The organism is Pedobacter sp. UYEF25 (assembly GCF_054061655.1).
In genome coordinates this window covers 1-22888 of the sequence record NZ_JBSSEL010000004.1, presented here as the reverse complement: position 1 = coordinate 22888, position 22888 = coordinate 1, and the positions used below count along the sequence as shown (strand labels likewise).

The following is a 22888-nucleotide window of genomic DNA, read 5'->3' as shown; positions in this document are numbered from 1 at the left end:
CGTTTTTTTAGTTTATTTCTATGATGGCTTTTACCAAATCACCACTGCAATTGTATAGTTTTTCAAAATCGGTGGTAACCTCATCAAACTTAATTCTGTGGGTGATGAATGCATCTGTGTTAATTTTTCCTGATTCCATTAGGGTGATTATTCTTTTAAAATCAGCACTCATTGCCGCCCTGCTGGCTTTTAGCGTGATTTCTTTTTTGTGAAAGTTTGGGTCGTTAAAGATTACCTCTCCAATAAATAACCCAACAAATACGATTGTTCCGCCTGCCGCCACAAGATTGAAGGTATCCATCATGCTTTTAGAACTTCCGGTGGCATCTAGTATTATTGTTGGCAAATTGCCATCGAGCAAATTATTAAGATCGGTTGCGGTATGGTCAGTTGCCAATAGCGTTTCGGTCACATCAGTAATTTTCTTGCTCTTTGTTAACTTATGTTCATCTATATCCATTACCAAAACTCGGGCGCCGGTTAAATTGGCAAATAGCGCAACGGCTAACCCTATCGGCCCTGCGCCAATAACAAGAACAATATCTTTTGGAGAAATTTGTGCCCTATTAACAGCATGACAACCAATTGCCAAAGGCTCAATTAACACCAATTGATCTGCAGAGAGGGAAGCCGACGGGTGAAGAAATTTAGCAGGGTAAACGAAATATTCTTGCATACCTCCATCCACATGGACTCCTAGAACTTGTAAATGCTCGCCGCAGTTGGTTTTTCCTCTTTTTACTGCCTGTCCTTCAACATTATTGTAGTAAGGCTCTACACAACAAAGATTTCCCACTTGTACATTCTCTACACCCGCGCCAATTTCTACAACTTCTACCGCCAACTCATGGCCTAAAATTCTGGGATAGGAAAAAAGTGGTTGAGTTCCTTTAAATGCATGTAAATCTGTTCCGCAAATACCTATTTTTTTAACCTTAACCAATACTTCGCCAGTTAGCAAAATTTTGTTTGGTATCGGAATATTGGCAGTTTCCCAGTGGCCGGGTTTATTTAGTGTTATAACCTTCATAGTGCGTTAAATGATTATATCAGTAATTTTTTCAAATAATTCTTTAGCTAATTTCCCTTGAGACCAATCGTTTACTGTCGTTTTGATTTGAGCTAAATTTCTAGCTCCCATCACCACTCTATTAGCCTCTTTTATAGAAAAAAGGTAACGTTGCGCCAACGTTGGAAGACTCATGTCTAGCGAATCTGCAAGTGCTTTAACGGCAATTGCATTTTGAAGATCTTTCGTTGTTATCCATTGCCCATCTGGGCCTTCCTTTTTATATTTCTCGAATCTGTTTCCAAGTAAAGAAAAATGTAATGCAGAAGCTGCGTAATACGCAATTTCCTCTTTTTTGTACTGCTGTATTTCTCCATCAAAAACTTCCAAATTACAAGCATCCATCCGTAAATAACCAGAAACTACATCGAATTTATCTCTCGTAATAAAAGGCATAAATGCTGGAGGTGGGTTACCTCCTACGCCTAAACTCTTGACTAAACCCAATGCTTTGAACTCTTTTAAATCATCAATAATTCTTTCGGTTTCGTTTGCAGGGACCAAGTGAGGTTCGTGCAGAAAAAGTAAGTCAATTCGATTTAAGCCCAGAGTTTCCAAACTATTTGAAAGGCTTCGTTTTAAGCCCTCACTAGAATAATCTAGATTTATGTCGAAAGCAGTTAAGCCTTTTAATCGGCCAATTTTTGTGCTGATAAAAGGTTTCTGACCTTTCCACTGTTTGAGTGCTTTACCCAAATACAATTCTGCATTTGCATAAGAAGGAGCGGTATCAAAAACCGAAATATTATTTTCTAAGGCAAACATTAAAGCATCTACAGATTCTGATTCTTGCACAGTTCCCCAAACACCACCAAGACCAGAAGTTCCATAAACCAATCGACTCTGATTGTTAAAGGCTGAGCTTTTAGAATAATCTCCTTCAATGTAGGTTGGTCTTTCCATGTCTATTAAAAATTTACGGTTGCGCCACCATCTACAGGAAGAATTACGCCGGTAACATATTTTGCAGCTTCAGAACTTAAAAAAACTGCTGCGTTACCAATGTCTTCAGGTTCGCCAAAATGGTCCATCGCAATTCGATTGGTTATCTTCTCTTTACGCGCCAGATCTTGATCTATTGCTTTTAGAAACATATTAGACTTAATCCACCCAGGCGCGATGGCATTTACCCGAACATTATCTTTCGAATATTCGGTAACGAGCGAATTTACCAATCCCGTGAGGGCAGCTTTAGAAACGCCATAAGCTACAACCCGGTCGATTCCAAACAGAGCTGTCATCGAACTGATCATTATAATAGAACCTCGTCTCCGCCGTAACATGTATTTGGCGCAAGTTCTAGTGAGACTAAATACACTCGTTAAATTCGTTTGAATGATTCTGGCAAAATCTAAATCTGTGGTATCTTGGGCCCAAGCTTTATGGTGGATGCCTGCATTGTTTACCAGAATATCTATCGGACCGATATTATTTTCGATGTTCTCCACTAAGGCAGGAATTCCATCTAAATCTGTAAGGTCGTTTACGATATAATGTGCAAAATTTCCCAGATCTTGCGTGGCTTCCACCAAAACGCTTTTTCTCCTTCCGGTGATCACGACCTTTGCTCCTGCCGCAATGAAAGCTTTAGCAATTCCAAAACCTATTCCTGTTCCTCCACCCGTTACTAAGGCTATTTTTCCGTTTAAAGAAAATGTTTCCAACCCCATAATCTATTTAATTTCTGTTAAATGTTCATCTAAAAAAGTAAAACCCCAACCGGGCAAATCATGCGGTTTTGCATACCCATCTTGAATAACCATTGGATTGTCTATGAGCGGATCTACCCAATCGAAAGATTCTGCACCAACCCCATTTGAGATGGTGCACAACAAAGGCACATCATAATCTTTATAATAGTGGGGCAATACCGGAAGATGAAAACTCTTGGCCAACGCTGCACTTTCTCGCCAAGCTTCTACTCCGCCAATTCGCAAAATATCTGGCTGCCAGATGTCTAGCGCATTTCTGCTTACCAACTCTCTTAAAAGCAGTGTATCAAATTCTCGCTCTCCCATTGCTAGGGAAATGCCTGTCTGTTTTTTTAATATTTCATACGCTTGAAAATTTTGATGATGAACTGGTTCTTCAAACCAATGAATGTTTAAATCTTTTGCTGCATTTGCCAACTTTATCGCCGCAGGCAATTCCATCCCTTGGTTGGCATCCATCATAATATCGACTTTATTGCCTACAGCTTTACGCACAATTTTAAGTCGGTCTATATCTGTTGCCACCTTTGGCGAACCAACTTTTATCTTAACTGCTTTAAATCCTCTGTCGATATATCCTGTCACCTCTTCAACAAGCTCATCAACTGAATAAGACAACCAACCGCCGCTGCCATAAATGGCAACTTGTTCTTTATGCGTTCCTAAAATTTTGTGGATTGGTAATTTTAGATATTTCCCCCAGGCATCCCACATAGCAATATTTACCGCAGCTTGTGCCCATCTTAACAGACCTTGGTTTCCAAAATATTCGGCTAAATCATCTAATTTTTTATAAACAGCACCCGTTTCGTTTGCCTTGTATCCATTAATAACAGGCAGCACATCTTTTAGCGCCCCAATTATGGCATTGGGAGAATATTGAAATGACAAGAGATATGATTCGCCAACAATGCCGTTTTCTAATTCTATGCGAAGTATTACAAATGAGATTTCAGAAAGCGTATGTGTTGCATCAGAAATTGGTTTTTTTAAGGCTGTGGAAGCCTTGTAAATTTTTGCTCCGCGGATAGCGAGTTCATTATTCATAATTAAGACTTGAGGTAATTTAGAAGGTCAAAGGTTAGATTGATGAGTACACCTTCCAATAGTTTTTTAAATTAATACCCCAAGTTAAAGCAACCAAACAACTTTAACCTGAGGTATTATATTTTTGTAGGGAAGTGAAATTTACTACAAAGCTCTGCAGGTACGCTACTTATTTTACCCCTGTTCTAGTATCCCACCACATTTGGTCTCCCCAAAAAATGTCTACAACTTTTACATAAGACGGGAAATTATCTGGGTTTAATGTTCTTTCTTGATCTGCATAACTCATTCTAAAAGGCGGACGGTTGTGGCTCGCTGCATAGTTTTGCGATACACCTGTCATTAAAGGAATATCTGTTCTCCTGGCTTCTGACCAAGCTTCTACGCTTTGCTTAAACAATGAAATGTATTTTTGGGTGCCAATTTTCGTTAGATGCGTAGCTGTTCCTGTCGTGTAACTGACTTCGGGCATCGCTAAAAAAGTTGTTATGGCTGCATCAGAAACTTTATTTTCTTTCATAGAATTGGTAATACCTGCAACATAGGCCGCTTGGGCATTACCAGAAATTAGGCTCTTCTCATAAGCTTCTGCTAAAATAAAATAAACTTCGGCACAATTCATATAGGGCGAAAAGCCTTTCGGGTCGTTGGCAAATCTATCGCCAATTTGAGAGACATTATCGCTCGTATTAAGCGGGTTTTCGCGTTGTGTGCTAGAAAACTTATAACCATTATAAACTCCGAATTTATTAGGTAATGCATAAACCGGTAGGCGAGGATCGGCATTTGCTTTCAGCGCAGAGATCAACACATCGCCCATTCGGAAAGTTTGTAACGCTCTGTTTCCAACACCTGGATCTTCATACCAGAGTTCCTGATCTGGAGCAGTGCCTGGGTAATAGAAGTATGCGTTATCATCATTGCTGGTCATTATTGGATAATCTGCCGGACTCGTTAAAATTTCACCCATCACCTGTTTAGCGGTTGCTGGATCGATATTGGATACCCGAATAGCCAAACGCAACCTTAACGAATTACAAAATTTTTGCCACTTCTTTACATCCCCTTTAAATAGAAAATCTCCTGCTCCAAGCGCACCTGTTCCTGTTTTAAAAAGATCTGCAGCTGTTTTAAGCTCCGCAAACATGGCGGTATATACGTCCTTTTGTTTATCGTATTTTGGATAAAGAACTTCCTCTTTTAGCTTAAAGGCTTCAGAGTAAGGCATATCTCCAAACATATCGGTTGCCTTTTGCGCTGCATATACTTTCATGGTTAACGCAGCAGCTTGAAGGTTTGTGTTTCCATCTTTACTAGCCTTTTCACTTGCATCTACAAAAACACTCATACCCGTAAAAAGACCATTCCACATGCTGTTATTGATATCCACACGATATTCATAATCGCCCGTAGAAATTGAAGCCAGCATACCAGAATAAGAACCGGCATAGTATATATCCAGCCTCGTTCCAAATAAAGTGTTGCCTGTTGCAATTAAACCATTGGCCAGAATATTAGTTGCCGGAGCAGAAGTTGGCGCATTTGGATTTTGATTGATTTCATCGAAATTTTTCTTGCAAGATGTAATTGCTAATATTGCGCTAATGGCAAGTAAACAATGTATTCTATATATTTTTTTCATAATCTTTAAAATTAGGGTAAACTTTTTTTTAGAAACTTACATTTAATTTAAGTCCGAAGCTTCTGGTGCCCGGTAACTGGAAATCTTCAAATCCAACACCATTATTGCCACCTCCAAAACCAGTTTCTGGATCAATTCCATTTACCCTTGCCAGTTTAGATCTGTATAACATGGCGACATTACGAGCCAATAAAGTAAGCCTCAATGATTGAATTCCTTTAATTTTAGTAACGTTAAATGGATAAGAAAGAGAAACCTCTCTTAATTTAACAAACGAACCATCTACAATTGGGAATTCTAAATTATTCCATAACCAATCTCCACCATAATAATCTTGAGCGGAAACTCGTTTGGCATTTGGCGTACCATCTGCCAATACACCTGGAACAATTAAGCCCGTTTCTCTCACATTATTAGCAACAGTAGCAGGACCACTTCCATTTCCATACCCATGCCATAGTGTAGTGCTAAAGAAATCGCTACCCCATCTTGCATCAACCAAGAAACTCAATTGTACTTTTTTGTAGCTGATGGTGTTTTGTAAGCCACCGGTCCACTTCGGAGTTACGTTTCCAAGTTCTTTAACACTTGTAGAAGTCACGGGAACGCCATTACCATCTATCACAATGTTATTATCAGCATCTCTAACAAAACCTAAACCGTATAAAGTGCCCCAAGCTTTACCCGGAACTGCAATTGTTTGAATTCCACCCGGGCCAGTGCCAATAATATAAGATTCTAATTTACCATAAAGCTTATTTACGGTATTCTTATTTTTAGCAAAGTTCAAGGTTACATCGTAAGAAAAACCAGAGGTGTTTTTTACAACACCGGCATTAATCTGTAACTCAACACCGTTGTTGGTAATTTCTCCCGCATTTAACAATGCCGAACTATAACCTGTAGGCGATGAAACTGGAACTGATAAGATTTGATTAACTGTTTTTTGGCTGTAATAAGAAAAATCTAAATTAATTCTATTTTTAAGAAAGGCCAAGTTGGTACCAATCTCAAAAGACCTTGTTTCTTCTGGTTTTAAATTTGAGGGAGGTAATGTACGGCCCTGATTGAACAAGGACACACCACCAAAACTACTTCCACTATAGGTATTTTGAAGACGATAAGGATCTGTATCACCACCTACATTTGCAAAACTAGCCCGTATTTTTCCATAAGTTAGTATATCAGATTGCAATTTAAAAGCATCGGTAAAAATGAAACCTAAATTAACTGAAGGATAGAAGTAAGATCTTTTATCTTCTGGTAAAGTTGAACTCCAATCATTACGAGCAGTCACGCCTAAAAATATATAGTTTTTATAAGAAAAATCTGCCGAAGCGTAAACGCTCTCCGTCCTTTTTTGTGAGTCGTAATTGCCTACTCCAGGTGTACCTTTAACGTTAGAAATGTTGAACACATCAGCCACTGTTAAATCTGGGGCACTTAAAGACATACTCTTGTATTGCAGGTCTCGATAATTTCCGCCAACAAGACCAGAAATTCTGAAGTCCTTGATTTGCTTATCAAAATTCAAAATTAAATCAGCATTCGTTTCAAGATTAAACATTTGGCTTTGGTTAAACTGACCACCTCTACTTTTTGCAACGTTATTTGCACTTCCTGCCTGCGTGATTCCTTTTCGGTACTCATTATAAAAATCTGTACCTCCTCTTGCAAGAATATTTAACCAATCGTTAATCTGATATTTGGCTGTTGTGTTGCCATAAAACCTATTTCTACTTAACTTATTTGTATTGGTTAACTTGTAATACATATTGTCTAGAAAAGGAGAAATGTTTCCTACATTTCCCTGTTTATCAAATTGTTGGCGCATGTATGGAATATCAATATCTCGTTGATACCATTGAAGATATTGCATTGATCCATCATATCCATTTTGAGAAACATCAAGGTCTTTTGTTAAATAATTAACATTAGTTTCGATAGAGAATTTTGACGAAGGAGTTAAAGTAATGCTTCCGCTCAACGTATTTTGGTTTTGACCGGTATTGTATTCTAAACCTTTATTATCCGATCTTGTAAAACCCAATCTTCCAAAAGCTTTTTCTCCTTTTGAATACACGGACACATTCTGTTCTAGGTTGTTTCCATTTTGATAGAAATCAGCGATACTATTTGGTCTCGAAATCCATGGGCTGTTTGACCCAGTTGACCATTGATCTAACAATAAACCTGCATCCATTCTGGGCCCATAACTTACTGGATTGGCATCATTTACACCTCCACCATTACCATCTACCCAATTATAAGAATATTGCTTTGCATAGTCTTGATAAGAAAGCTCTGGATGAAGTTGTTTCCAATCATACTCACTTCCCCTATTTCCACCTCCATATAGATTTTGAGTTTTTATAAAATAAGTAGGTTTATTAGACATAAAAGAACTGCTTACATCTACGCCGAAGTTCTTAGCTCCAGCATTTCCTTTTTTTGTAGTGATTAAAATTACACCATTTGCAGCTCTACTACCGTAAAGCGCTGCTGCCGCAGAACCTTTCAAAACAGTTACAGAAGCAATGTTGTTGGCGTCAATATCAGAAGTTACGTTACCATAATCTAATCCACCCTGTCCATCTAAACTGGCCGCCGAATTGTTAATCGGTGTGCCATCTACAACAAATAAAGGTGTGTTATTTCCTAATGATGCATTACCTCGAATGGTAATTCGTGCAGATGAACCAACAGAACTACCTCCGCTTGTTACCTGAATACCCGAAATTTTTCCCGAAAGAGAATTAACAAGGTTTGGATCTTTAGCTTCATTTACTTGATCGCCTTTAATTTCTTGAACAGCATAGCCCAGAGACCTTTTCTCTCTCTTTATGCCTAAGGCAGTTACTACAACTTCGTTGAGGTCTTTACTACTAGATTGTAAGGTAACTTTCAAATCATTAGAATCTCCAATCACGATAGAAGCAGGCAAATACCCAATGGAGCTTATCTCTAAATGTTGACCAGATGACACTTTGATAGAAAATTTTCCTTGATTGTCGGTAGTGGTTGTTTGTTTTGTCTCCTTAATTGTTACTGTTGCAGAAGGAATGTTGTCTCCCTCTTGATTTGAGACAGTTCCCGTTGTTTGTCTTTGTTGAGCATTTACAGAAATCTCCAGGGTTAGTAAAAATAAGGCGATACAAAAGGATGTTATATACTTTTTCATAAAGCAGTGGTTGGTTTAAATCAATTGTAAAACTACCGCTCCAAAAACTGGAAAAATAAAGGTATTCGCTCAAATCATTGTGTTATTTTGGCATAGATTTTTATTTTGAACGCTAACTTCTAAGTAGGATATCCTAATTGCAAAGTGCCACGAAAAACGAGCAGTTTCACAGGTATCAATTGCGAATTTGAAACGACGATATTTAGAAACAGCATTCGATGAAAATATTATAAATTAACGGGAATCGTTTTGGGGAATAAGAGAAGCTGTTACGGGAAAGATAACATACAATAGAAAATTATTGACGTATTAATCTTTCTAAAAAAGCGTATGAGGCGTAAAAACCTGTTTAGAGCAAATATGTTATTGTGTCAAATATGAAAATGATTATTCTATTCATCAACTTACGAAGACCAATTTACTGGTAATAGCCTTTGCGGTTTTCGGAGGCAAACAACTCCAATGATTCCTTGAAGCTAGGCAGTAGCAAAATGGAAAGAACAAATTTTGAGCGTACTGGTGGCACATCTACCCGAAAACCACGTCAGTCAAAAATATAGCTTAAATAAGTCAAAAGAACCTAAGTATCGTAGATAAATTATGGAAAATAATAATAAAATAACCAGACGGCAGGTAGTTGCCGGACTCGGAACCACTTTGGCAGCAGTTGCCGTTGCTCCAATCATTTGTGGCGCAGCAAATTCCACTAAAATTACAGGTGATGCAGTCAAAATTAGCGATCCTACTACATTGTATCCAAAGCCACCTTTTGTTAGCCAGCCGCAACAATGGCCCGGGCTCTAGAGCAAAATGAACCCTGTTCCTGACTGCGGTGAAAATAGCTATAAAGGTTCTGGAAGACTTATGGGCCGGAAGGCGTTGATTACCGGAGGAGATTCTGGAATGGGCAGGGCAGCTGCGATTGCCTATGCCCGTGAAGGTGCGGATGTAGCGATCAATTATTACCCTAGCGAGGAAGCTGACGCACGGGAAGTAATCGTTCTGATCAAAAAAGAAGGGCGTAAAGCGGTAGCCATTCCTGGGGATCTCAGAGATCGTGCTTTTTGCAAAAAACTTGTGCAGACTGCGCTGATTGAACTTGGAGGTTTGGATATCATAGTAAGCAATGCCGGTAGGCAACAGTCTATGAACTCAATTTTGGATGTAACGGACGAGGAGTTTGATGCTACCATGAAAACAAATATATACGCGCCTTTCTGGATCATTAAAGAGGCTTTGCCACACCTTCCTCCCGGATCTTGCATTATAGGCACAACTTCAGAACAAGCTTATGATCCGTCGCCAGATCTATATGCGTACGCTCAGACTAAGGCAGCGACAATGAATTATGTCAAATCGCTGGCCAAACAGCTGGGTCCAAAAGGTATCCGAGTGAACGGCGTGGCCCCGGGCCCTGTGTGGACTGCATTGCAGATAAGTGGAGGTGCACAACCAGAGAAGCAACAAATGTTTGGCAGCTGGACACCGCTAGGAAGGCCTGGTCAACCGGCAGAGCTTGCTTCTATATATGTACAACTCGCTGCATCCGATGCAAGTTTTGCAAACGGACAAGTATATGGATCATCTGGTGGTTCCGGCCAACCTTAAATCTAACGAAATGAAAAATGCAATTCTTATAACTGTTTTTGCGGTAGTCAGCTTTGTCGCAAAGGCCCAAATTCCACAGCCAGATCCTGATACTACTGCCAAACATTTTTTGATTGTAGCTAGTATAGGCAATCTTCAAGAAATAAGTGCTGGACAATTAGCAAGTCAGCTATCCAAAAATACTGCTGTTCGAACCTTCGGCAAGCTGATGGCTACAGATCATGAAAAAGCGGAATACGAACTGCTTCAACTTTCGAAAACGATTGGGATCAGCTTACCCGATGCTTCAATCGGAGGAATCAGGCCAGATCTGACGTTAAAGAATGCAGGCGATAATTTCGACAAAAGATATATTCATAGATTGGTAAATACCCACCGAAATGCAGTTGCCACCTTTCAGAAATACGCGACAACAGGTAAAGATGCTGCCGTTCGCAACTTCGCGCAGCAGATGCTTCCAACATTAAAATCTCATCTTGGCGAAATTACAAGGCTTGAAAAGCAATTCGACAATTAGGCGTAACCAATGCATAGTTGTTGTTTAGAATTAGCATTATTTTTTGACTGCCTTGATTAAATGTAACTCAATAATTGGGTCTAATGTCCAAGTTGCCTTTGCATGCATTGGTTCGACGTGGGATTTATTGGGTGCCTTTTATTTTTATGTCTTTTGTGTAATTCGCACAGGAATCACATACATAACCAACTTGGAGAAGAATAGGCCGCCAATAGTACCATGTATTTGCTTTGAAACTTCCTTAAATGAACAGAGCTGTTAGCGCAGTCTTTTTTTTAAACCCTCACAAATTAGTTACAATTTACACATAATCATCAACCTAAAACAGCGTTTAAAAAAGCATCCACATTAAAGATACCGAATATGCGCTATCAACTTATATTAACTTCAAATGGAATCAAGATGGCCTTTGAAATCATCTCAGAAACTTTCAAGAATATGAAAGTATGGAAAATTGTTTTCCTCGGAGGTAAGAGTGCTGTGCTTATCAAAATTGGAAACAGCTGGCTTCAGAGGAATGAAGATAGCTTGGATAACGACCTTCTGACTGCAATTGGTAACCAAATTGATAAAATTTGCCTGCAACAGTCGTTATCGATATCCTGACCTTCAATTCATTGAATTTACTAAAAAATGCGCTTTTTGATCTTTTTAAATATTTATAGTAGTGTCTATTACTTCAATCGAAATAACGTCTTTCATGTGGAGGTTATGGCACTGGGTCATGATGTTGAAGGGTATCGTTAGAAGAAACTTCATCTAAATTTTCAACAAAAGAGCAATTACGGCCCCCGGTGAATCCTATAGTAACCTATTTGCATAACTTTGTACCATACGATAAAAAAATTACTTTTATTTATTTTGATACTTTAGCATGCTCAGGGCTTTGTTGGTGCCTTGGTGTCTGGTTACATCTCCAAGACATGGCCGATGGAAAATTTGTTTGTTGTCAAACTTAAATTGTGGTAGCACCTTGTTGAATTCTCTTCCACCATTTCCTTAATTTTTTTAGTCATGCATACAATGCTGTCTGACTTTCTCATTATGAAAATGTTTTCCATTGCACGGTGCTTGTGGGGAATGCTTTCCAAATCAGTATAGCCGATCAAATTAATTAAAGAATTCCCAGGGTTATGATGCTAGATTTAGACGGTGTTTTCATTAAAAAGCTATCGAATACCGAGGCGATCTGAGATTTAGAAAAAATCTAATGGTAAACGCTTTACCGCCATTAGATTCAAAGCGACTTGATCATTTTTCGCGCAAACACATCCAATGCGTATTGTCTCTCGCAAAGGTTGCAGAATTCACCAAATTAAATCACAAAACGCAAGCTCGGTACATGTTGTAAGCTCCGCCATTGGGATGGCCGATAAATTAAGTTCTGATAGCGTTTATATTATAGTCGGAATAATTTTTGTCTTGATTCTACTGTTATTTCTATCTATGTGAAAACTCGAAATTAAGCTCGCAAGAAACAAACCAGAGGTAGAAAAAAAGGAGGTATAGTTTCAGTTTTGTCTGTCGTTTTTTGGACACGTCGAAAATGTGGTATTTCTCAGGTTTTAAAGTAAATTCTGACCAGGGAAAGCATACATCCGTCGCCAATCATAAGTGCTAACGAAATTCAAGAAAATCATCTAACCGGCGAATTCAAAATGGTTACAGCTTTCTCCAGTAGTTCGTCTTTTTTGTTAATTATCCCGTGTATTGTTGGTTTTACGACAACATCGATTTTCACTCCGATCCCTTGAGTCGGCGAATTATCTGGATAATATGTACCTCTACCGGATATCATAGTTAAAATACCTCCTGGAAGAACAATAGTGGTAACATCTCCATCTGCACCTGCGGTCTGGCTTCCAATAACCTGGACATTTGCTGAACTCTGGAGTGCCATTGTGGTGAATTCACCCTGGCTCTGCGTGTCAGAGTTGACAATTACAACTACCTTCCCATTATATAAATCGCCTACCTTATTAGATCCGTTGTATGCTGAATCAGTGACGACGAAAGTGCCTGGATTTAAATAATCTACAGTAGACAACTTTACAAATAAACTTTTGGATGATTTAATGTAATTTCCAAAAGTGAAAAACATAAAGTCAGACGGATATTCTCTTAGGTCTACAATTATACCCTTCGTTTTTGCAAACATCTTTTTCATTTCCGGTAACTCCGAATTCTGATATTTACCCGCGTTGACATAGCCAATTTTATGGCCTATCAAATAATAAGCCTCTGTATCCTTATACTCTGGATCTACGTAATTAGATTTACCCTTTAGCGTTTGGATATTTAACTTGATCATCCTGCTGTTTCTTTTAAGGACAAATTGCAATTCGTCGTCATTACTTCTCATCAGATAGTTCCAAGGCAGATCTCTTAATTGTGTCTCATAATTGGAGGCAGACGTTATGGGCAAATATCTTGTCACAAGTTTTTTAATGCTAATGCCGTTGATCGATACAATAATATCTCCTATTTTAACCTTGTCCCGAATATTTAAGGTATCGCTACGAAATCCGCTCACGACCAAATGATTTTCTACAAAATCGGCACGAAAGGGGACGCGATATTTACCCTTGATTGATTCTAAGCTGGGATTATAATTCGAGATGTTTGCATGCGTATCTTTAATTGTCGCTATCAGCCTTAATGTTGAAAGGGTATATTCCTTGGCATTCTTGGCAGCTAAAAATTGCGGTATAAAATTCTTGAGCACTTGGTTCCAGTCGTATTCTGTAATGTTTCTGTAGGGTGAATAGTAATTTATTATTGACCAATATCGAAACAATGAAAGTAACCTATACCCTGTATCGGGAAATACCATCTCATCGTAACTTTTTTCATTAACAAAAAGGGGGTAAGCAAGGCTTGGCTCTTTTTTAACCCAATAATTTTGTTTACTGGATTTGTGTTTCTGGATATACCAGAGTTTGTTGGTTAAGCTTTTTGTTATTATTTTTCCTGTAAACAAATCTCCATAATCTGGAGACAATAACACATTTGAGAGCGATGGGATTATACAATCACCACACGCTTTTACCTTTGGAAGGGAGTTTAGGTAAACCTCTAAAGAATCGCTTAGTTCGCTAACATCCCTGCATTTAAGTGTCTTAGCTAAGATTTTAAATAACTCGGCGTCCCAGTTTACGTCCCCGCTTTTAACATATGGGTGGTGATACTTTAAAAAACCCCAAACCTGTCCAACTATAGCTAGATTGGTTATGTTACTGGCATTTATCGTGATGTCCTTTATTCTGGAGCCAGTCCGATAGGAAGTATCCACCTGTGCCTTCTTTGGCGGAATTCGCTTTAGGCTATTTAGGGGTTTGCCATCCTTGTAAATTTGGAAATTATCGAACCAGACTTTGCCAACTCCATCTAGAATCCCTCCATAAGCTATCTCCCTAATTTTCTTAGTGTAGGGTAGTTTGACACTATACTCTTCCCAATCATGTGTGCCATCATATTTTTTGTCAACTAATTCGCCGAGTTCATCGACTCCGTCAACTCTTAACCATATTGCAGCATACCCACCTCGAACTTCGTCCATTTTCATAAACCCCCTCAATTCAATCGAATCGCCATCCTTGATCGAAGTAACAACTTCCTCTATGTTAAAATAGTTCCCGACTTCTTGCGGGGTATTAAAATCAATCGAATTCTCGATCGACAAGCTATATTTTCCTTCATGTTTGGTAACCGAATCTAATTTAATATTCCTGTAATTTGGGGCCTGGAACGACCATCCGGTAGGAAGTGAGCTGGTCTGATCCACAGATTCAAATCCGCTGTTGTAATCTTGGACTTCATTCAGGCCGAACATTACGGTTAGAAAAAAAAGGAAACCCGGTATAATAGCTTTCATGCTTAGCAATAATTTTCAAATATACAGGCTATATTCATTATCCCTCAAACTGTATTGCTCTCTCAAATAGTTAACAGAATAAATTTAACAGTTTCTTAGCTTGAAAACAACCTTCTTATAATTCCTATCTTTCTGAGATAGCTGAGTTTTAGTTATTGCTCTTCCACCTTTTTGAGAAAAAAATTCCGAAATGTAAATCTTATTGTTCGGATTAAAACAAGATTTAAGCGACAAATTAAAGTATCTTTACAAGTAACAATCACAACTTTCTACCGTTTATTCTTGATTTTTTTACACAAATCCTTTTTTTAATCTATCTTGCAATGAATAAGCTAGTTAGCTTCTTCCTTTTGTTTTTTGGATCTAATTTAGGTTACTCACAAACCTACAAAATAACTTCTTTTGAAGGTAAGTTAGTGGGAATTAACCTGAGCCAAAAACCGTTCACCAAAGTCTTAAATGTATCTTATGCTGGTGATACTTTGCATTTTTCGGATTGTACGGGGACCGGAAATGTAAAAAATTTAGGCAAAAACTTTCTGCAGATTGAATATAATTTACGAGGAGGCACAGGATTAGACTATAGAAACACTATAGTCTTATGTGTTAGCAACCAAAAAATTATTATTTCTCTATTTCTAGAATCTTATGTGGGTGCATTAATTGATACTTCAAAACATTATGTTTATCAGTCTCAATTAAAGCTATTAGGAAATAGTCAAGACAATTTTAAGATGATTGTCCATACTCATGGCGATCGGAGCATTTTAAAGATTTTAGAAGAAAATGTGGACAAGTACTTTCCATTGCGATTTGATAAGAGCCGAAAAATTTTTCTCAGTAATTATAAAACGATATCGAAAGACATATTGATTAAAGACTATGCCAATGTTTCTCAAGCGAAAGACACATTTTTTGTTAACGGTTCTTTACCAGTAATTTCGCTATACAAAGACACTTATTATTACAGAAAAGGTCAATGGTACGAAATCTATGGAAATAAATGGACGAAATATTATTTTAGATAAAGGTACGACTTTAGTCCTTAAAGCCCTATCCAAATCATAAAGCTGAGCTTAAACTCGTAATCGTTGCATCAGCCCTAACAAATTAACACAGAAAAACCTGGGACTATTCGGAAAATACTAACGCTTACTCCTCTAACTTTTAAAGTGTTTTCTGGGCAAGTCCAGGATGTAAACGCACTGACAGCTCCTGAAAAAGAAGTAGGATGGAAACTGCTTTTTAATGGAAAAACGTTCGCTTGCTGGCACAGCTTCTATCAAGCCAAATAACCATATAGCGGATGGTCTATAAAGGACGGCTGTCTCGAAGATCATAAATGAAATGGTAGACCAGGCGGTGGCGGCGGCGATCTGGTAACCGATGAAATGTTCACCAACTTTGATTTTATTTTTGAATGGAATATTTAGCCCAGTGGCAATGGGGAAATTTCTTACCTTTTTCAGGAACGTCAGCAAAGCCCTGGTTTTTTGATGTTTCGAGGTGACAACGGTACAAACCCTATTGGCTTTGAATGTCAACTGGTCGATGACGAAAGGCATCAAGATGTAATTCAAAATGGGCCAATTAGCTCCACAATCTCACTTTATTCACTTTTTTCCTCCAAACAATTCCAAAATATTAAATCCGGCCGGCACATTTAATCAATCTACTATCATTGTGAAAGAAAATCATATCGAGCATTGGCTTAAAAGTAGAATGATCCTCAGTTATTACCTTGAAAGCCCAATCTTATTAGCTGCAATTGCCAAAAGTAAATTCAGACAAAGCACAGGTTTCGGTGTGAAACTCCTACCCCCATCCTTTTGCAAGATCATGGCAATGAAATCCAATTCCGAAATTTAAAAATTCGCGCCATGTCAGGGTAACTAAAATCGTAAACAATATTTATAGTTTTAAAAATTATTTCATTGGGATCAGTAGACTAATCTTAATTAAAAGCTGTAGAAAATAATGTTGTTAAGTTGGAATCATATTTGATATCCAACAGGTTACTAATCACCTAAATTAGAGATTTTTATGAAATGTTCGACTAGGAATTATTAAAAGGGTAACCTATAGCCGCTGGAAAATTGGTTTCATTAATCCCAATTAAAAACAAGAATAATGTGTCAAATAACCCTAGTACATTGAGAATCTAAATTCTAGTCAGATAAGTTAAAAATTTACTCCTTTTCGTGTCTTCAAAATACGTCCCATAAAATTATGCTTCGTATGTATACATATATGGGTTTTACGAACGTCGGATATGCAGGGGTGCACCCAAGATCAGCATCTAAATATGTAGATAGATGCGATGAATAAAGTGGAGATTTCGGTGAAGCTGACCACCCCATTCCGTTCTAAAGCATAAGCAATTCTGAAAAGATTAAACATTATAATGGCTTAAATTGAGAAAAATCGATTTTCATCTTGTAAAATTTAAAATGTCCTACCACCTAAACTTATAAGGAATACTTATTTTTACTAAATGAAATCAACAATTCTAGATAATGTAATTTTAAGCAACTTTAAAATTGCTTGTGTAGATATTTTGCCAGGTTTGCTACAAGAAGATTTTGACTTGATTAGAAAAAATTTGTATTTACAGACGTCTAAAAAAGGAGAACTTCTGCTTCGTGAAAATGAGGTTTGCAATAAGATATTCTTCTTAAACAAAGGGTTTGTGCGGATGTACTATCTCGATGATAAAGGAAACGAAATCAACTATAGGTTTACCGATCAAGGGAATTTCTTTGTTGATTTCCAAAGTTTCCTCACTCAAAAACCTTCCCGTTTCTATTGGGAGGCTGTACAAAACGTGGAAGTCATTACCATTTCTTATGAGACCGTTCAAGAAGTTTATCGATTATCAAATCAATGGAATCTTTTCGGCAGATTGATTGCAGAACAAGTTTACCTACAACTCAATCAAAGGGTCGAGATGCTGCTGTTTATGCAACCAGAAGCGCGTTACAAACACATGCTTGCACTTTACCATGACATTATGGACAAGGTGCCCCAGTTACATATTGCGTCCTATTTGGGCATGAAGCCCGAAACACTAAGTCGGATCCGGAAAAGGTTGGTCAAGTGCTGATTTCTTGACTCAAGTCAATGCATCGCAAATGCATAAGAGATAATTTTGAGCCATAAATCATATAAAACAAAATGGTAAAATTTTCAATCTTCTTACGCAAACACCCAGGTATGACCCAGGATGAGTTTGTAAACTATCATCAAACAAAACATGCAAAGCTATTTACATCTCTAAATGCGGTTAAAGAAAATGTGGTAAAATATGTTCAATCCCACCCAGTATCGGCCATCATTCCCGGATTCCCAGAAATGTACTATCACGGAATAACCGAATTATGGTTCAATGACGAAGCTTCGATTGCAAAGGTTTTCGGCGATGAAGAGTACCTTCGATTGGTAAGGCCAGACGAAGAGAAATTTATAGCCATGCAAGAATGTGGTTTTTTAATAACCAGGGAATATCAGGTCTTCTAATCCAATCATCTTCATGGAAAATTTTATTTTTGAAGGCATAGTCAATCTACCACTTGCCCAAATAGATCTTCGTCAATGGCTTATGGAGCTTACGGAAAACGATTATAAGAGTTTCTCTAAAGCCCACAAGGCAATTGGGATAACCAAAATTGATGGGGTAGAAAGTATGATCAATATAGAAAGCATTGGTGGTAACCTGCTCATACAGCATTACAAGATCCAAGAAACAGGCAGACAACATTTATCCCTTTATTCAGCAAAATCAGAAGCTTATCTATTTCATCTGGTAAAGGTAAATGTATCGGTACGATGGAAAATGAAAATCCAAGAACAAACTGAGAAAAGCACCCTGTTTAAATGTGAAATAGGTGTCATTTATCCAAGTAGATTACTTAAAATTGCTTCTATGTTAGTGGCAGGCAATTATTTCCTTCAAAAACATATAGATGAGGAAGGCCCCCTATTCGCCAAACATATCGAAACAAAATTCAAGGATTAATCGCACATTTCATTAAGGTTAAAAAAATAAAAGTCCAATTCCAAAAGGCTATTGCCACCATTCCAGGTGAGCTGAGTTCTTGAGCTATTTTTCAGGTAAGACCTTTCAATTTGCAATATTCTAAATCACCTGCAATAAGCAAAACCTTGATTATAAATTTTTCTGATGTAATGGCAGTGAGGTTGACTTTAAACTTTCATTAGCCCTATGAATGATCACCGCTTTGCAAATTCCATTATATGTTTCGAATGCGATTCCTGCCATGCTATCGTAAATTACTAATACTTCATCTCCATCACTATCATCTGTAAGCTTTGTAACACTATATTTCTGTTTTATTTTTTCTAATGAGGAAGAAGCTCCTATACCTTCCTCAGTTTTAAACTCAGGGGAAGACACCCGAACTTGCTGAATCCTCGCAGCAGGATTATCTGCTGTGTCGCGCACCGTATAAATAGCTATTGCAAATGATTCTGGATCGTGGTTTTTATACCAGATTGAAACGGATTTTTGCATAGCTGCGTCGCCAGCATCGGCTTTGCCGAGTAGCGCATAGACTTCTTTCGCATCTTGCCCCAATTTAACCTTGCCCGCAGCCACCCCCGGCAATAATAATAACTCCTGATTTATTTCAGTCTTCTCGTCTTTCACTGTTTCGACACGGTCTTTACTTGATAAATGTTGGGTTACACTCTTAACATCGCCGTTTGAACAGGCGCTAAACATAATTGATATTAAAACCGTAGGAATAACTTTTCTAAATTTTTTCATAATTATCGGTTTTAATTAGGGCAGGAAATTTATGATTTACATACAAAAACTTGCGCTTGCGAACGACTATTCAAAAATTGAGCCAGATGACGGCAGATTACGCAACCACGTAAACTGGAGTCTAAAGAAAACCTGAGTGAATTGGAGCGGATTTTTACAAAAACGAGGTTGACGGAAATTTGCACCTTTTACAAGAACGTTAGCAACAAATGAGTGGATCATGAGAAAAAATGTGTATCGGAAGAGGGTTTCCCTGCCTGTGATAAACCCACAAATCCGTCCACATTAAGGGTGAGTTATAATTAAGATATCATTATCTATTCAGTTCAAATGGCTAACGAGGTTGGTAAATTTCCGTTCTTTCAGCTGAAGCTTATTGGATTGTGTACCTAGCTGGCAAAATGGGCGAAGGACATAAGCTGTCTGCCAACGACTTTGCAATGGGATAATTCCAAAGATGGTGTAAAAATAAACGGCAACCGAATGCTTGAAATTGTCTACTAAAAGAATTCTGGACTAGAAAGCGCTTGAATTGCTGCCTAAAAAAGGATTTGATGTAAATGAAGATGAGGCTCAAGACATTATGTAGTTTCTTTACATTATTACAAAAAAACGCTAAAAGAATTCTTTTTAATTTCAATGATTAATCCTGCGAAGATAGAAGTGAAATTACAGTATTTCCCAACCGTTCCAACTTGAAACATATTATCCTAAATACCCTTCATCGATATTCTATTACTATCAATCCAATAACTCCAATGAAAGTCGAATAATAAACTTTCTTGCAAGAAATGCATTGATAGATTGCTCCCACGATTATTTAACTAAGATTTTTTGAAAATAAAGCAAAAGGCATTTGTCTGTAAAAGCACCGTTTTATGAGCATACAAATAGCTGTGTAAATTTCTTTTCTGCATTAATGTTTCTTTATAAGGCAATTTTAATCCATTCAGCGTCGGGCATACTTAGAGATAGCATGTCTCCAATTTATTTAAGCTTTTATGCCCAATTAGCTAGCAACATATCCGTTTATAAACGGATATAATCGTTTATAAACGGATAAGTCCGACTAACATTTTTTAACTTTTTACTTTAGCTTAAACTTTATCTATGATGGCGCTATCAATAAACATATCAGAAATCGAATTTCAGGGTAAAAAGGTATATCGATATACTTTTTCTAGAAACCCCCTTTTATTCAAATGGCTCCTGAAATTTTCTTTCTTTCATTATGATGCGAATGGTAAAATACTCTATACCGATGCAACAGAGAATATTTTGGAAACTATTATTGCCGCTGCAAAAGGGAAACTTATCATCAACAGAAGCCAACTGCATACAGAATTTATAAGAAAAGCGCAACAAGATTCTAAATCCAGCGCCACCCATTTTGAAATCCCAAAGTACGATTATAAGAAGCTAAAAATTTTAGTTAAAACGGCGATTATTGAAGATGTGAACTATTATTTATTGGCCACCGAACAGATTAATGTGTGCAAAGCGATACTGGAAAAGCTTGACTTTGTAAAGTACAACAGAAAACTTTCGGTCTTTTTAATCCCCTACAAAGAAAAGCATCTGTTAACATTATTGCAGACCGTTAAAGGAATAATATTTATATCTTTTCACCAACATGTAAAAATTAGCAGCCTTTACCTCTACGCTGTTATCTGGAGTCAAAGCTATGCTACAGAAGTTTCAGTTCAGGATGCATACCTTATACATCTTAAAGCTAACAATTACAGTTTGAATACCATCCAGAATTATTATGTCTCTTTCTTCAATTTTAAATGCTATTGTTATAGCCTAAAAAAAGAGATAGATCTGCTTAGTGCCGAGGAGGTGAACGCACTTGTTGTTCGTTTAGGGATGCAGAATAATTTTGGGACAAGCACCTCTCATGCATTGATAAATGCGGTGATCTATTATTACAGGCATATCTTGGGATTCAGTTCTTATAAAAATCAGATTATCAGGCCACAGAAAGAAAGGGTGTTACCTAAAGTGTTAGACGCCACGATTATTGCGTCAATTATAAGGAGTTGTGAAAACGTAAAGCATAAAACGATGCTAAGTCTTATTTATGGATGTGGACTACGGGCAGGCGAACTCATCAACCTGAAAATCGAAGATATAGACAGTAAGCGTATGCTCGTTTCTATCTGCAAAGCCAAGGGAGGAAAAGACCGCATAGTCATGTTATCAGCAAAGCTTTTGGCTCAGCTAAAAACCTATTACATAGCCTATAAGCCTACCAGCTATCTTTTTGAGGGCCAGTATGGCGATAAATATTCGGTCAGTTCGCTCCGGCAGGTACTTGGAAATGCTTGTAAAAAGGCAGGTTTGAAACAGAAGCCAACGCTACATTGGCTTAGGCATTCATTTGCGACGCACCTATTGGAAGCCGGAACAGACATCAGATATATTCAACAATTGTTGGGCCACAGCAGTACGAAAACAACTGAGATTTATACCTATGTAAGTACAAAGCAAATAAGTTTGATAAAAAGTCCCCTAGATAGTTTAAATATTTAAAATCTTATGATAGATTTGGTTAACTTAAATGAAAAATATACGCTATAGCATAGCGCATATTTACTAGTTACAGGTAATGCTAAGAACGACCGAAGTGCTTAATTAAAGTATTCCGACACTTGTAATTTGTTATCTAATTAGCTAACTTTGTTCTGTGCAAGAAAAATTCATACGGGAAATATTTTATTACAAGAACTACTATCTCGACTTCTTCGAAACACTGAAACCAGAAGTTAAGAAGAAAATGAACTGGACTTTACAGCTCATTTCTACTATCGACCGAGTTCCGAAGAAATATTTTGACCATATGACGGGTTCATCAGGAATCTTTGAAATTCGTGTAGAAGTTGGCTCTGACATTTTTAGGGTTTTTTCATTCTTCGACAAAGGGAAATTGATAATTCTCTTGAACGGGTTTCAGAAGAAAACTCAAAAGACTCCAAAAAACGAACTTGAACTTGCAGAAAAACTTAAAAAACAATATTTCGATGAAAAAGAAAAATAATAATCTGACTTCCTTTACCGACCATTTGGACGAACAATATGGAAACGTAGGAACAAACACCAGAGAAGCTTATGAAGAAGGTTTTGAAGCTTTTAAATTAGGTGTTATGATTCAAGGACTTCGTAAAGAACAAGGTTTGACACAGGAACAGTTAGCCGAAAAATGTGGAACTACAAAGACCTACATTTCCAGAATTGAAAACAACGCAAGCGACATCCGACTTTCGACTTTGATGAGAATTGTTCGTGAAGGTTTGGGCGGACACCTTAGACTTAGCGTTAGTATTTAAAAATGGCAAACAGCACTACCTGTAACAGCAAATTCCTATGTAAAGCAGTTTACAGTTCTAATTTATTAATTTTATTCCAATAAGATGCCATAAAGTGTCTAAATTAATGCTACTCAAACACCG

At 37.6% G+C, this 22888-nt stretch carries 20 protein-coding genes; 11 read left to right on the top strand and 9 right to left on the bottom strand.

The window, feature by feature from the left end; all coding sequences use genetic code 11:
- Positions 1-7: 7 nt before the first annotated feature.
- The 6 genes from ACVWYG_RS05685 to ACVWYG_RS05660 form a co-directional block, all read right to left on the bottom strand.
- Positions 8-1030, bottom strand: a complete 1023-nt coding sequence (locus ACVWYG_RS05685) for a zinc-binding alcohol dehydrogenase family protein (protein WP_457269194.1) — start codon at positions 1028-1030, stop codon at positions 8-10.
- Between the two features lie 6 nt (positions 1031-1036).
- A complete protein-coding gene (locus ACVWYG_RS05680; protein ID WP_457269193.1) occupies positions 1037-1972 on the bottom strand; it encodes an aldo/keto reductase in 936 nt (311 codons plus the stop codon).
- Between the two features lie 5 nt (positions 1973-1977).
- Positions 1978-2739, bottom strand: coding sequence for an SDR family NAD(P)-dependent oxidoreductase (locus ACVWYG_RS05675; RefSeq protein WP_457269192.1), 762 nt, complete (start codon positions 2737-2739; stop codon positions 1978-1980).
- A gap of 3 nt (positions 2740-2742) precedes the next feature.
- Complete coding sequence (locus ACVWYG_RS05670) at positions 2743-3828, bottom strand: mandelate racemase/muconate lactonizing enzyme family protein (protein ID WP_457269191.1); 1086 nt, start codon at positions 3826-3828, stop codon at positions 2743-2745.
- A 169-nt stretch (positions 3829-3997) separates the two neighbouring features.
- Positions 3998-5470, bottom strand: coding sequence for a SusD/RagB family nutrient-binding outer membrane lipoprotein (locus ACVWYG_RS05665; protein ID WP_457269190.1), 1473 nt, complete (start codon positions 5468-5470; stop codon positions 3998-4000).
- Between the two features lie 28 nt (positions 5471-5498).
- Complete coding sequence (locus ACVWYG_RS05660) at positions 5499-8651, bottom strand: SusC/RagA family TonB-linked outer membrane protein (RefSeq protein WP_457269189.1); 3153 nt, start codon at positions 8649-8651, stop codon at positions 5499-5501.
- 600 nt (positions 8652-9251) lie between these two features.
- Between ACVWYG_RS05660 and ACVWYG_RS05655 the strand changes: the two genes are divergently transcribed.
- From ACVWYG_RS05655 to ACVWYG_RS05640, 4 genes are all read left to right on the top strand, one after another.
- Positions 9252-9455 carry a hypothetical protein gene (locus tag ACVWYG_RS05655; RefSeq protein WP_457269188.1) on the top strand — a complete coding sequence of 68 codons (204 nt, stop codon included), beginning with the start codon at positions 9252-9254 and terminating at the stop codon, positions 9453-9455.
- Between the two features lie 6 nt (positions 9456-9461).
- The gene (locus ACVWYG_RS05650) at positions 9462-10259 is read left to right on the top strand and encodes an SDR family oxidoreductase (RefSeq protein ID WP_457269187.1); all 798 of its coding nucleotides are present in this window, start codon (positions 9462-9464) and stop codon (positions 10257-10259) included.
- Positions 10260-10269: 10 nt separating this feature from the next.
- Positions 10270-10776, top strand: coding sequence for a DUF4142 domain-containing protein (locus ACVWYG_RS05645; protein ID WP_457269185.1), 507 nt, complete (start codon positions 10270-10272; stop codon positions 10774-10776).
- 363 nt (positions 10777-11139) lie between these two features.
- A complete protein-coding gene (locus ACVWYG_RS05640) occupies positions 11140-11382 on the top strand; it encodes a hypothetical protein (protein WP_457269184.1) in 243 nt (80 codons plus the stop codon).
- A gap of 1030 nt (positions 11383-12412) precedes the next feature.
- On the opposite strand, the gene ACVWYG_RS05635 is transcribed toward ACVWYG_RS05640, so the two are convergent.
- The gene (locus ACVWYG_RS05635) at positions 12413-14650 is read right to left on the bottom strand and encodes a S41 family peptidase (protein ID WP_457269183.1); all 2238 of its coding nucleotides are present in this window, start codon (positions 14648-14650) and stop codon (positions 12413-12415) included.
- 323 nt (positions 14651-14973) lie between these two features.
- Between ACVWYG_RS05635 and ACVWYG_RS05630 the strand changes: the two genes are divergently transcribed.
- A complete protein-coding gene (locus ACVWYG_RS05630; protein WP_457269182.1) occupies positions 14974-15678 on the top strand; it encodes a hypothetical protein in 705 nt (234 codons plus the stop codon).
- A gap of 132 nt (positions 15679-15810) precedes the next feature.
- Here ACVWYG_RS05630 and ACVWYG_RS05625 read toward each other — a convergent pair whose 3' ends face one another.
- Positions 15811-16215, bottom strand: coding sequence for a hypothetical protein (locus ACVWYG_RS05625; RefSeq protein WP_457269181.1), 405 nt, complete (start codon positions 16213-16215; stop codon positions 15811-15813).
- A gap of 929 nt (positions 16216-17144) precedes the next feature.
- Between ACVWYG_RS05625 and ACVWYG_RS05620 the strand changes: the two genes are divergently transcribed.
- From ACVWYG_RS05620 to ACVWYG_RS05610, 3 genes are all read left to right on the top strand, one after another.
- Complete coding sequence (locus ACVWYG_RS05620) at positions 17145-17753, top strand: Crp/Fnr family transcriptional regulator (protein WP_457269180.1); 609 nt, start codon at positions 17145-17147, stop codon at positions 17751-17753.
- Between the two features lie 71 nt (positions 17754-17824).
- Positions 17825-18166 (top strand): EthD domain-containing protein, encoded by a 342-nt coding sequence (locus ACVWYG_RS05615; RefSeq protein WP_457269179.1) that lies wholly within the window; start codon positions 17825-17827, stop codon positions 18164-18166.
- Positions 18167-18179: 13 nt separating this feature from the next.
- Entirely contained in the window at positions 18180-18665 is a 486-nt protein-coding gene (locus ACVWYG_RS05610) for a hypothetical protein (RefSeq protein ID WP_457269178.1), read from the top strand.
- Between the two features lie 150 nt (positions 18666-18815).
- On the opposite strand, the gene ACVWYG_RS05605 is transcribed toward ACVWYG_RS05610, so the two are convergent.
- Positions 18816-19436, bottom strand: a complete 621-nt coding sequence (locus ACVWYG_RS05605) for a hypothetical protein (protein ID WP_457269177.1) — start codon at positions 19434-19436, stop codon at positions 18816-18818.
- 1110 nt (positions 19437-20546) lie between these two features.
- Here ACVWYG_RS05605 and ACVWYG_RS05600 point away from each other — a divergent pair.
- The 3 genes from ACVWYG_RS05600 to ACVWYG_RS05590 all read left to right on the top strand — a co-directional run bounded on the left by ACVWYG_RS05600 (position 20547) and on the right by ACVWYG_RS05590 (position 22765).
- Entirely contained in the window at positions 20547-21971 is a 1425-nt protein-coding gene (locus tag ACVWYG_RS05600) for a tyrosine-type recombinase/integrase (RefSeq protein WP_457269176.1), read from the top strand.
- A gap of 154 nt (positions 21972-22125) precedes the next feature.
- Positions 22126-22476, top strand: coding sequence for a type II toxin-antitoxin system RelE/ParE family toxin (locus tag ACVWYG_RS05595; RefSeq protein WP_457269175.1), 351 nt, complete (start codon positions 22126-22128; stop codon positions 22474-22476).
- Positions 22460-22765: a helix-turn-helix domain-containing protein gene (locus ACVWYG_RS05590; RefSeq protein ID WP_457269174.1), complete on the top strand. Its 306-nt coding sequence runs from the start codon at positions 22460-22462 to the stop codon at positions 22763-22765. Before ACVWYG_RS05595 ends, ACVWYG_RS05590 begins: the two co-directional genes overlap by 17 nt.
- Positions 22766-22888 lie beyond the last annotated feature (123 nt).